Source organism: Streptomyces sp. Z423-1 (assembly GCF_013009255.1).
GTDB classification, from domain to species: domain Bacteria; phylum Actinomycetota; class Actinomycetes; order Streptomycetales; family Streptomycetaceae; genus Streptomyces; species Streptomyces gossypiisoli.
Map to the genome: position 1 here is coordinate 2,972,887 of NZ_CP053109.1, position 12,015 is coordinate 2,984,901.

The 12,015-nt window shown below is 68.6% G+C and carries 10 protein-coding genes and 1 riboswitch; of the genes, 6 read left to right on the forward strand and 4 right to left on the reverse strand.

The annotated features are described in order from the left end of the window. The first annotated feature begins 189 nt into the window (after window positions 1–189). From HJD23_RS13310 to HJD23_RS13335, 6 genes are all read left to right on the forward strand, one after another. A complete protein-coding gene (locus HJD23_RS13310) occupies window positions 190–453 on the forward strand; it encodes a DUF3311 domain-containing protein (RefSeq protein ID WP_171112039.1) in 264 nt (87 codons plus the stop codon). Next, the gene (locus HJD23_RS13315; protein ID WP_171112041.1) at window positions 450–2,060 is read left to right on the forward strand and encodes a sodium:solute symporter family protein; all 1,611 of its coding nucleotides are present in this window, start codon (window positions 450–452) and stop codon (window positions 2,058–2,060) included. Before HJD23_RS13310 ends, HJD23_RS13315 begins: the two co-directional genes overlap by 4 nt. A 68-nt stretch (window positions 2,061–2,128) precedes the next feature. After that, window positions 2,129–2,635: a GNAT family N-acetyltransferase gene (locus HJD23_RS13320; protein ID WP_171112043.1), complete on the forward strand. Its 507-nt coding sequence runs from the start codon at window positions 2,129–2,131 to the stop codon at window positions 2,633–2,635. Between the two features lie 23 nt (window positions 2,636–2,658). Next, window positions 2,659–2,826, forward strand: a riboswitch (cobalamin riboswitch). A gap of 123 nt (window positions 2,827–2,949) precedes the next feature. Beyond that, a complete protein-coding gene (locus HJD23_RS13325; RefSeq protein ID WP_171112045.1) occupies window positions 2,950–5,322 on the forward strand; it encodes a ribonucleoside-diphosphate reductase subunit alpha in 2,373 nt (790 codons plus the stop codon). Continuing rightward, the gene (locus HJD23_RS13330) at window positions 5,322–6,335 is read left to right on the forward strand and encodes a ribonucleotide-diphosphate reductase subunit beta (RefSeq protein WP_171112047.1); all 1,014 of its coding nucleotides are present in this window, start codon (window positions 5,322–5,324) and stop codon (window positions 6,333–6,335) included. The genes HJD23_RS13325 and HJD23_RS13330 overlap by 1 nt, the downstream gene beginning before the upstream one ends. 248 nt (window positions 6,336–6,583) lie before the next feature. Continuing rightward, entirely contained in the window at window positions 6,584–7,546 is a 963-nt protein-coding gene (locus HJD23_RS13335; protein ID WP_171112049.1) for a helix-turn-helix domain-containing protein, read from the forward strand. Window positions 7,547–7,549: 3 nt separating this feature from the next. Here HJD23_RS13335 and HJD23_RS13340 read toward each other — a convergent pair whose 3' ends face one another. From HJD23_RS13340 to HJD23_RS13355, 4 genes are all read right to left on the reverse strand, one after another. After that, a complete protein-coding gene (locus tag HJD23_RS13340; protein ID WP_171112051.1) occupies window positions 7,550–8,926 on the reverse strand; it encodes a cytochrome P450 in 1,377 nt (458 codons plus the stop codon). Beyond that, entirely contained in the window at window positions 8,923–10,008 is a 1,086-nt protein-coding gene (cyc1, locus tag HJD23_RS13345) for an epi-isozizaene synthase (protein WP_171118520.1), read from the reverse strand. Before cyc1 ends, HJD23_RS13340 begins: the two co-directional genes overlap by 4 nt. Window positions 10,009–10,287: 279 nt before the next feature. Further along, entirely contained in the window at window positions 10,288–10,938 is a 651-nt protein-coding gene (gene def, locus HJD23_RS13350) for a peptide deformylase (RefSeq protein WP_171112053.1), read from the reverse strand. A gap of 62 nt (window positions 10,939–11,000) precedes the next feature. Further along, window positions 11,001–11,981, reverse strand: a complete 981-nt coding sequence (locus HJD23_RS13355; RefSeq protein WP_171112055.1) for a hypothetical protein — start codon at window positions 11,979–11,981, stop codon at window positions 11,001–11,003. Window positions 11,982–12,015 lie beyond the last annotated feature (34 nt).

Consider the following 12,015-nt stretch of genomic DNA (forward strand, 5'->3'; position numbering starts at 1 on the left):
CCAGGCCGGGGGCACCACGCGGGGGAGAAGGAGCGAACGCGGACAGGCCGGGAGGAAAGGGACCCCCGGCGAGGCTTCCGCTGCTGCCGAGGTACCGGTATGTGAACAAGGGCTTCCGGTGGCGGGACACCGTGACCTAGATTGCCTGCGCATTACACCAGGTGATCAGCGAGGGGACGGAGCCGTCAGATGTCAGATGCCCCAGATGTGAACAGAGGGCCGGTGGTGACGCCGCTACGGGTCGTCGTCGCCCTCTGCCTGATAGCGCCCTTCGTGGCCATGCTCTGGGTGGGCTCGTACGCGAAGATGGAGCCGGTGTTCATCGGCATCCCGTTCTTCTACTGGTACCAGATGGCCTGGGTCGTGATCTCCACCGCGCTCACCATGATCGCGTACCGGCTGTGGCAGCGCGACCAGCGCGCCCGTAAGGCGCAGGGGGGTGCGGGAGCATGAACGACGGCGTGAACGGCGTCGCACTCGCCGTCTTCATCCTCTTCTTCGTCGCCGTCACGGTGATGGGCTTCCTCGCCGCGCGCTGGCGCAAGGCCGAGAACGAGCACAGCCTCGACGAATGGGGCCTGGGCGGCCGGTCGTTCGGCACCTGGATCACCTGGTTCCTGCTGGGCGGCGACCTCTACACGGCGTACACCTTCGTCGCCGTACCGGCGGCGATCTACGCGGCGGGCGCGGCGGGCTTCTTCGCGGTGCCGTACACGATCCTCATCTACCCGCTGATGTTCATCTTCCTGCCGCGTCTGTGGTCGGTCTCCCACAAGCACGGATACGTCACCACCTCGGACTTCGTCCGCGGCCGCTTCGACTCGAAGGGCCTCTCCCTCGCGGTGGCGGTCACCGGCATCCTCGCCACGATGCCGTACATCGCCCTCCAACTGGTCGGCATCCAGGCCGTGCTGGACGTGATGGGCATCGGCGGCGGTGAGGACACCAACTGGTTCATCAAGGACCTGCCGCTGCTGATCGCCTTCGGCGTGCTGGCCGCGTACACGTACTCGTCGGGTCTGCGGGCGCCGGCCCTGATCGCGTTCGTGAAGGACACGCTGATCTACATCGTCATCGCCGTCGCGATCATCTACATCCCGATCAAGCTGGGCGGCTTCGACGACATCTTCAGCGCGGCGAGCGAGAAGTACACGGCGGCGGGTGCCGGCGCACTCGTACCGAACGCGGCCTCGCAGTGGACGTACGCCACGCTGGCGCTGGGCTCGGCCCTCGCGCTGTTCATGTACCCGCACAGCGTGACGGCGGTGCTGTCCAGTCGCAGCCGGGACGTGATCCGCCGCAACTCCACGATCCTGCCGCTGTACTCGCTGATGCTGGGCATGCTCGGCCTGCTCGGCTTCATGGCGATCGCGGCCGGTATCAAGGTGGAGAACGGCCAGCTGGCGATCCCGCAGCTGTTCGAGAACATGTTCCCGGCCTGGTTCGCGGGCGTGGCGTTCGCGGCGATCGGCATCGGCGCGCTGGTCCCGGCGGCCATCATGTCGATCGCGGCGGCGAACCTCTTCACCCGCAACATCTACAAGGACTTCATCAAGCCGGACGCCACGCCCGCTCAGGAGACCAAGGTCTCCAAGCTGGTGTCCCTGCTGGTGAAGGTCGGCGCGCTGGTCTTCGTCCTCGGCATGGACAAGACGGTCGCGATCAACTTCCAGCTGCTCGGCGGCATCTGGATCCTCCAGACCATGCCCGCCCTGGTCGGCGGTCTGTTCACCCGCTGGTTCCACCGCTGGGCGCTGCTGGCCGGCTGGGCGGTCGGAATGATCTACGGCACGGTCGCGGCGTACGGCGTCGCCTCGCCGACGCAGAAGCACTTCGGCGGCTCCTCGGCGGAGATCCCCGGCATCGGCGAGATCGGCTACATCGGCCTCACGGCGTTCGTCCTCAACCTGGTGGTGACGGTGGTCCTCACCTTCGTCCTGAGGGCGGCGAAGGCCCCCGAGGGTACGGATGAGACGAGCCCCGAGGACTACACGGCGGACGCGGGCGACCCGGGCGTCAAGGTGGAACTCCCCCCGGCGACCGCGGGGTCGAGCCACTGAGAAACAACCCGCAGCGGGCCGCCGGCACCAAGCACCACGGCGGCCCGCTGTCGTACACACTCACCTCCATGGACATAGCCATCCGCCCCGCGGACCCCACCGAATACGAGACCCTCGGCGACATCACAGCCCAGGCCTACCTCCAGGACGGCCTCCTCGACTTCGGCGAGAGCGACACATACCTCGGCGAACTCAGAAACGTCGCCAAACGGGCCGCCGCAGCCGAGGTCCTGGTGGCCGCGGAGAACGACCGGATCCTGGGCGGCGTGACCTTCGTCCCGTCCGGCGGCCCCATGGCCGACATAGCGCGCCCCGGAGAGGCCGAGATCCGCATGCTCGCCGTCGCCCACGAGGCCCGCGGCCGAGGCATCGGCGAGACCCTCGTACGCGCCTGCATCGACCGGGCACGCACCACACACGGCTGCACGGGCATCGTCCTGTCGACCCAGCGCACCATGCACGCAGCCCACCGCATCTACGAACGCCTGGGCTTCACCCGCACACCGGACCGCGACTGGAACCCGGTCCCCCACCTCGACGACATCACGCTCATCACCTATGAGTTGACGCTCTGAAGTCATCGGCGACACAACATATGGGGGTGCCTTCCGCACCCGGCACAACATGTATGCTCATGCTCGCTGTCGTCGCAGGGGAATCCGGTGCGAATCCGGAACTGTCCCGCAACGGTGTACTCGTACACGTATGCCCGCATGTCGTGGTACGAGAGTCAGTCCGAGGACCTGCCGACAGTGCGCCCGGCCAACCGGTCCGGGTGCCCTGACGTCCGGGCCTCGTGGAATGGGCCGGTGGACGCGACGCCGCGTGCGCTCGTGTGCTGCCCCCTGTCCTCCGCAAGGCCCCCGTGCCGAGCGAGGGAGAGCCCCCCGTGACCATCGCGCCAGCCGAACCGGCCTCAGCGACCCCGGAGTCCGACGGCCCCGGAACCGCACTGCTGCGGACCCTGACCGAGCTGACCGCCGACCTCCCCGACGCCGACCCCGGCCGGGTGGCCGCTGCCGCGTTGCGCGGCCGGTCCGCCCGGGCGGACGAGACGGAGCTGCGCGAGCTGGCCACGGAGGCCGCCGCCGGCCTCATCTCCGAGGACCCCGCCTACTCCCGGCTGGCCGCCCGGCTGCTGACCGTCTCCATCGCCGCCGAGGCCGCCTCCCAGGGCGTGACGTCCTTCACCGAGTCCGTCACGGTCGGGCATCGGGAGGGGCTCATCGCCGACCGGACCGCCGAGTTCGTACGCCTGCACGCCGCCCGGCTCGACGCGCTTGTCGACCCGGACGCCGACGACCGCTTCGGCTACTTCGGCCTGCGCACCCTGTACAGCCGCTATCTGCTCCGGCACCCGATCACCCGCAAGGTCATCGAGACGCCCCAGCACTTCATGCTGCGCGTCGCCGCAGGGCTCGCCGAAGACGACACGGTGAGGTCCGTCGAGGAAGTCGCCGCGCTCTACGGGCTCATGAGCCGCCTCGACTACCTCCCCTCCTCCCCCACCCTCTTCAACTCCGGCACCCGGCACCCCCAGATGTCGTCCTGCTACCTCCTCGACTCCCCCAAGGACGAGCTGGACTCCCTCTATGACCGCTACCACCAGGTCGCCCGCCTCTCCAAGCACGCCGGCGGCATCGGTCTTTCGTACTCCCGGATCCGTTCCCGCGGCTCCCTGATCCGCGGCACCAACGGCCACTCCAACGGCATCGTCCCGTTCCTGAAGACGCTGGACGCCTCGGTCGCCGCCGTGAACCAGGGCGGCCGGCGCAAGGGCGCGGCGGCGGTCTACCTGGAGACCTGGCACTCCGACATCGAGGAGTTCCTGGAGCTGCGGGACAACACCGGCGAGGACGCCCGCCGTACGCACAACCTCAACCTCGCGCACTGGATCCCGGACGAGTTCATGCGCCGGGTGAACGCGGACGCGCCGTGGTCGCTGTTCTCGCCGTCGGACGTGCCCGAGCTGGTCGACCTGTGGGGCGAGGAGTTCGACGCCGCGTACCGCAAGGCCGAGGAACAGGGCCTGGCGAAGAAGACCCTGCCCGCCCGCGAGCTGTACGGCCGGATGATGCGCACCCTCGCGCAGACCGGCAACGGCTGGATGACCTTCAAGGACGCCGCCAACCGCACCGCCAACCAGACCGCCGAGCCGGGCCAGGTCATCCACTCCTCGAACCTCTGCACGGAGATCCTGGAGGTCACCAGCGACGGGGAGACGGCCGTCTGCAACCTGGGGTCGGTGAACCTGGGTGCCTTTGTCGATACGGCGACTCAGAGCATCGACTGGGAGCGGCTGGACGCCACCGTCCGCACCGCCGTCACCTTCCTCGACCGCGTGGTCGACATCAACTTCTACCCGACCGAGCAGGCGGGCCGCTCCAACGCCCGCTGGCGCCCCGTCGGCCTCGGCGCGATGGGCCTGCAGGACGTCTTCTTCAAGCTGCGGCTGCCCTTCGACTCGCCCGAGGCCCACCAACTCTCCACCCGCATCGCCGAGCGCATCATGCTCGCCGCGTACGAGGCCTCCGCCGACCTCGCCGAGCGCAACGGGCCGCTGCCCGCGTGGGAGAAGACCCGTACCGCGCGGGGCGTGCTGCACCCGGACCACTTCGACGTCGAGCGGACCTGGCCGGAGCGCTGGGCGGCGCTGCGCGAGCGGATCGCCGCCGTCGGGATGCGCAACTCCCTGCTGCTGGCCATCGCGCCCACCGCGACCATCGCCTCGATCGCCGGTGTCTACGAGTGCATCGAGCCGCAGGTGTCCAACCTCTTCAAGCGCGAGACCCTGTCCGGCGAGTTCCTCCAGGTCAACTCTTACCTGGTGCAGGAACTGAAGGCCCTCGGCGTCTGGGACGCCCGCACCCGTGAGGCGCTGCGCGAGGCGAACGGCTCGGTGCAGGACTTCGCCTGGATCCCCGAGGACGTACGGCGGCTGTACCGCACGGCGTGGGAGATCCCGCAGCGCGGCCTCATCGACATGGCGGCGGCCCGGACCCCGTTCCTCGACCAGGCCCAGTCGCTGAATCTCTTCATGGAGACGCCGACCATCGGCAAGCTCTCCTCGATGTACGCGTACGCCTGGAAGTCGGGCCTGAAGACGACGTACTACCTGCGCTCGCGCCCGGCGACCCGTATCGCCCGCGCAGCCCAGGCCCAGGCTCAGCCCGAAAAGACCATCCCCGTACAGCAGTCGGCGCCCGAAGACGCGGTCGCCTGCTCCCTGGAAAACCCCGAGTCCTGCGAGGCCTGCCAGTAATGTCCCCCCGTAACCAGAACCTTCTCGACCCCGGCTTCGAGCTGACTCTCCGCCCGATGCGCTACCCGGACTTCTACGAGCGCTACCGGGACGCCATCAAGAACACCTGGACCGTCGAGGAGGTCGACCTCCACTCGGACGTCGCCGACCTCGCGAAGCTCACGCCCGCCGAACGGCACCTGATCGGCCGTCTGGTGGCCTTCTTCGCGACCGGCGACTCGATCGTCGCGAACAACCTCGTGCTGACCCTCTACAAGCACATCAACTCCCCCGAGGCGCGCCTGTACCTGAGCAGGCAGCTCTTCGAGGAGGCCGTGCACGTCCAGTTCTACTTGACGCTGCTCGACACCTATCTCCCCGACCCGGAGGACCGCGCCGCCGCCTTCGCGGCCGTGGAGAACATCCCCTCGATCCGCGAGAAGGCCGAGTTCTGCTTCAAGTGGATCAACGAGGTGGAGAAGCTGGAGCGCCTGGAGACCAAGGCCGACCGGCGCCGCTTCCTGCTCAACCTGATCTGCTTCGCCGCGTGCATCGAGGGCCTGTTCTTCTACGGCGCCTTCGCATACGTCTACTGGTTCCGCAGCCGGGGTCTGCTGCACGGCCTCGCGACCGGCACCAACTGGGTGTTCCGCGACGAGACCATGCACATGAGCTTCGCGTTCGACGTGGTCGACACCGTCCGCAAGGAGGAGCCGGACCTCTTCGACGACCAGCTCCAGCAGCAGGTCACCGACATGCTGAGGGAGGCCGTCGAGGCCGAGCTGCAGTTCGCGCGCGACCTGTGCGGTGACGGCCTCCCGGGCATGAACACCGACTCGATGCGCCAGTACCTGGAGTGCGTCGCCGATCAGCGTCTGACGCGCCTCGGCTTCGCCCCGGTGTACGGCTCCGAGAACCCCTTCTCCTTCATGGAGCTCCAGGGGGTTCAGGAGCTGACCAACTTCTTCGAACGGCGTCCCTCGGCGTACCAGGTCGCCGTGGAGGGCACGGTCGACCTGGACGAGGACTTCTGATCCTCCTTTTCCTTGGCGTGATCCTGGGCCTCCCTGATCTCTCGGTCGACGCGGCGCTCGTGCGCGATGCCGATCAGTGCGGGGAGGAACATGATCACGAAGAGTCCGGCGACGGCCAGCATTCCGATGAGTGCTTCGATCTGGTTCGCGTTCATGGACACCACTGTCGCGCCGGATGCTCCTTACCAACAGTGGCAGGACTGCCGTAGAACCTCGATTTGCTGCCACCGCTGGGGCACACTGGAGGCATGCTTCGGAATGTGGCCGCCGTCCTCGTCGACGGCGTGAATCCCTTCGAGCTCGGCGTGATCTGCGAGGTCTTCGGCATCGACCGGAGCGACGAAGGGCTGCCGGTGTACGACTTCGCGGTCGCCTCCGCCGAGGGGCCGGCGCTGCGGTCGAGCGCCGGCTTCTCCATGCAGGTCGAGCACGGGCTGGAACGCCTGGAGAGCGCCGACCTGATCGCCGTACCGGCGGGTTCGTGCTACGAGTCGCGAACCTTTCCGCCCGAGCTGCTCGACGCCCTGCGCCGGGGCGTCGAGCGGGGTGCGCGGGTGCTCAGCGTGTGCTCCGGGGTCTTCGTGCTGGGCGCCGCGGGGCTGCTGGACGGGCGGCGGTGTGCCGTGCACTGGCGGCATGCCGACGAGTTGGAACGGCAGTATCCGCGGGCGGTCGTCGAGCCGGACGTGCTGTACGTCGACGAGGATCCGGTGATCACCTCGGCCGGTACGGCCGCCGGTATCGACGCCTGTCTGCACATCGTGCGCAAGGAGCAGGGGCCGGAGGTCGCCAACAAGATCGCCCGGCGGATGGTGGTGCCCCCGCACCGCGACGGCGGTCAGGCGCAGTTCATCGAGCGGCCGCTGCCCCGCTCCGAGTGCGACACGGTCGCCGAGGTGCTGGTGTGGATGGAGCGCAACCTCGACCAGGAGGTGACCGTCGAGCAGCTCGCCGCCCGCGCCCTGATGTCCCCGCGCACCTTCGCCCGCCGCTTCCAGCAGGAGACGGGGACCACACCGTACCGCTGGATCCTGCGCCAACGCGTACTGCTGGCCCAGCGGTTGCTGGAAGCGACGGACGAGACGGTGGACGCGATCGCCGGCCGAACGGGGTTCGGCAACGCGGCCGCGCTGCGCCATCAGTTCGTCCGGGCGCTGGGGACGACCCCCAACGCCTACCGGCGCACGTTCAGGGGCCCGGAGGCCGCCTGACCGTCACCGGGGCACCGGCGTGAGCAGCAGCCGGTGCGGACGCAGCGTGATGCCCACCCGGGTCGCGTCGTTCGATCCGGGCACCTGCTCGAAGCGGTACTTCGTCGCCACCGCCGCCGTGATGAGCGTCAGCTGGGCCATCGAGAAGTGATCGCTCGGGCACTTGCGATTACCCACACTGAACGGACTCATGGCATATTTCGGCACGTCCTTGACGCGTTCCGGGAGCCACCGGTCGGGGTCGAACTCCAGGTTGTCCGCGTACGATCGCGGATCGCGCTGTATCGCGTACGGACTGTAGATGATGTCCGCCCCGGCCGGAATGCGATAGCCGCCGAGTTCCGTGTCGGTGACCGCCCGCCGGGTCAGTATCCATACGGCGGGTCGCAAACGCATCGCCTCCACGACGACATTGTTGGTGTGCGTGAGCTTGCGGACGTCCGAGAATCCGACGGGCCGGCCACCGGTCAGGGATTCAACTTCGTCCCGGACCCGGTCCGCGTGTTCCGGATGCTCAGCGAGCACCTGGAGCAGCCACATGATCGTGGAGGCCACGGTTTCGCTCCCCGGGGTGAGTATCGCGACCACCTGGTCGTGGATCTCCTGTTCCCCGATGGGCTCGCCATTCTCGTCCTTCGCCGACAGCAATGCCGTCAGCAAATCGTCCGGCTTTTGACCGGATGCCCGGCGCTCGGCCACGATCTCGTCGACGAGGAGATGCAAATCGGCCAGCGCCCGGTTGAATTCACGGTTGGCGGGCAGCGGCAGCCGGTACAGCGGCCCGAGCGGGATCACCATCCGCTGGTACATACCGCGGAACACGGTGGCGAGGGCCAGGCACAGCCGCTCGGCGCGCTCGTCCATGTACTCGCCGCGCAGCAGGCAGCGGGCCGCGATGCGCACGGCCACCCGGAAGGACTCGGAGGTGCAGTCGATGGTCTCGCCGGGCCGCCAGCGGGTGGTGAGGCCGTGCGCCTCCTCCTCCATGACCGGCCCGTAGGCGGGGATCGCGTCGAGCCGGAACGCGGGCTGGATGGTGCGGCGTTGGCGCCGGTGACGGGGCCCGTTGGCGGTGGCCACGCCCTCCTTGCCGAGCAAGGCCTCCAGGGACTCCCACAGCGGGCCGTCGATCTTGTAGTCGGGGCTCAGCGCCAGGGCGCCGGTGAGCGCCGGGGTGGTGACGGCGTACACCGTCTTGGGGCCGAGCCGCAGCCGGACCACGTCACCGTGGTCGCGCAGCTGGGCCATGAAGGCCAGCGGATCGCGCACCAGCTTCCAGCCGTGGCCGAGGAGCGGGACACCACCGCCCGCGAGGGGCGGTTCACGCAGTTCCGCAGCCGGGCGCGCCTCGGCTGCGGGCTTGACTGACTCGACGGTCATTTCTCACCTGCCGTTTCGTTGTTGACGTACGGGGGCGTGGACCGGTCGTCCCAGCTGTCGACCATGTAGCGGCCGGACTCGTGGTGGAACCAGTAGACGGAACTGAACCAGTTCCGCATATTCCCGAGGCAGGCGCGCACGGCAGCGCTCAGTTCCTTTCCGTGAACGGTGCCGTCGTCGAGGGCGTCCGCAAAGCGTAAGCCCTCCCGTTCGGCGACGAGGAAATCGGCTATGCACTCCTCGACGCGTCGCCGTACTTCGACGACTGCCTCTTCGAGAGTCAGTCCCTCATGGGTGATGAGACTGATTCCGAGATTGTGCACCTCCTCGCCCGCGATTTCCTTGGGCAGGGAACAGAGGTCGTTGTACCAGGCGGCGAATTCCTGGCTCAGCAGCGCCGCCTTCCGGTAGGCCGGGTGCTTTCGCACGGCGTCCGGCAGTTCCTGCCCGGCGCTCGGCTCCAGCAGATCGGTCCATATCCAGTGCGCGAACGTGAGCCGGCGCAGCGCCAGGTATTCCTCGACCGTCGGGACAACTCCCTCGATACGGTTGTGGAATTCCCTGTCGTACGCCTCGATCACCGCGTGGAAATGCCGGGCGAACCGCTCGTTCCAGGTGCGGGGCAGGAACGAGTACAACCGCAGCACGCTGTCCGCGAACCCTGCGACCAGCGGATCCCCGTGGTGCAGATGGTCCTGGGGGGAGTCGAGCGCCTCGTGCAGCCGGGCCCGCAGCCGGCGCCAGGCCACGGGGCGGTGGTGGACGATGTCGCGGTCGTGCCGGTCGTCCCAGACGAAGAACCACGCACTGTAGTCCGCTATCGCCTGCAGGACGTCGTCGGGGGCGCCAATGTAGTACCCCGCCATGAGATCGGTGTAGCACAGGCCGTCGGCATATTCCTCAACCTTGTCCGCCGGCATGAGCCGCTTTTCCAGGAGCCATGCACGGGTCTTCTCCTGGAGCCTGGGCCAATACGGGTGCAATTGCCTGGGAAACGCCGCCTCGATCACCGGGAGAGACAGCGAGGGTGGGATCGCGACCGCGGTTGCGGTCGCTGTGGTGCTGTGTGGGAAAGCAGGCACGAACAAACCCCTCTCAGCCGCCAGTTGCGCACACCCCTGCCGCTGTGCCGGGCGTGCGCCGTTGCGTATCCCGCACATCCCATTCAGCACCACAACTGACCGTTCTGGGAACGGATTTGCTTCATTCACTACCCCACAGTGCCGAGATCCTCCCGCCTCATGACTGATTCTGGATCACTCGCGGCACACATCCGATCGAACGTGCGTCGGACAGACGAACGGCGCCTGGTCAGGTGAGCAGACCTGATCAGACGCCGTACGCGGGGGACGGGTGAGGTGTCAGTCGTTCGCGACCACGGGGTAGCGGGGCTCGTTCTCGGCCATCTGCCGCAGCGCGTCCTTGCGTTCCCGCTTGGAGAGCCGGTCGATGTAGAGGTAGCCGTAGAGATGGTCGGTCTCGTGCTGCAAACACCGAGCGAAGTAACCGGTGCCCCGCACCTTGATCGGGTTGCCCCGCTCATCCTGCCCGGTCACCTCGGCGTAGTCCGGGCGGGCCAGCGGCATGTACGCCGTCGGCACCGACAGACAGCCCTCGTTGCTGTCGTCCAGCCGACGCTTGTCGGCGGGCAGTTCGACGAGCCTGGGGTTGCAGACCACGCCGACGTGCCGGACGCCCTCGTCGTCCGGGCAGTCGTAGACGAACACCTTCAGATCGACGCCGATCTGGTTGGCGGCCAGGCCCACGCCCTCGGCGGTGCGCTGGCTGGCGAACATGTCGGCGACCAGCTGCTGGAACTCCTCGCCGAAGTCGGTGACGTCCTTGCACTCCTTGTGCAGCACCGGGTTCCCGACCACGGTGATCGGCCGCGAGGTGCCCCGCTCACGCCAGGCCGCCTCGCGCTCCTCGCACTCCTCGGTGTCGATGACGAAGCCCTCGTCGTCCACGGGGAGCACGCCCGCGTGCTGCTGATCGGTGTCCTGCTGCGCCATGACCGACGTACGCCTTCCTGGGAAAACTGGGGTGTGATGCTGATACAGGGTACGGCGGCCGGTCAGCAGACCTCTTCCAGATCCCGCCAGTCCCTCGAATCGGGTGAGTCCGCGACCCACCCGTCCAGCAACCCCCGAACCAGTGAAGCCGGCGCAGCCAACCCGCACTCCCGCTCCGGCACCCACAGCTGCCCGTCGGTCCGATGCCCCAGCGGCCCCGGATGCCCGGGCTCACTGTGATCGTGCGGGTCCAGATGCTCCCCGTCGCCCTCGTCGGCCGGCATCCGTGACTCGGAGCACAGCCGGCACAGCAGCCTCACGGACGACGACCAGTCCTCCGCGGCGAACCCGGCGTCGGCGGCGAGCTGTTCCAGGGCGTCCCGGTCGGCCTCGGTGGCCGCCTCAAGGAGGACCACCCAGGTGGGCACGGGCGAGGGCGCCCACAGCTCGATCTCGTCGAACACCGGGTACGAGTGCCCGGCAGCCGTGGTCCGCTCCCCGTGCGGCACCCCGTCGTGCAGCACGACCTCACCCCAGCGCCGGCCCGACGACGGCAGCGGGATGGACAGCACCTCGATCCGCGCCGGATCCAGCCGCCGCCCCCACACGACCTCGGCCTCGCCCTCGGGCGACAGCCGTACCGCCGCGCTGCCCAGGTCCATGCCGGCGGGCTCGCCGGAGTCCGTGGCGCCGCCGGGCACGTGCAGCCCGTAGGCCTGCCAGGCGCGGCGGGCCAGCGGCCAGTCCTGCAGGGCGGTGGCGGCGATGCCGACGTTCCACCAGTCGGGTGCGCCGGTCTCCCGGTCGAGCAGGGCGACGGCCCGCAGACCGGCCGCGCGGGCCTGCTCCCAGTCGTGCCGGAACTTGTGCAGCAGGGCGAGGTTGAACCAGGACTCCGACAGCCAGGGCTCCAGGTCGGCGGCCCGCGTCAGCAGCGCGCCCGCGTCCTCGTACCGGCCGTCCCCGATGAGCGTGAACGCCCGGTCGGTGGCCTGCCGCCAGGAGGCGGAGGGCCGGTGCCGTCCCTTGCCGAAGATCCTCACGATTCCCGCCTGCCAGTTCCGTTCAGTGGGCTGG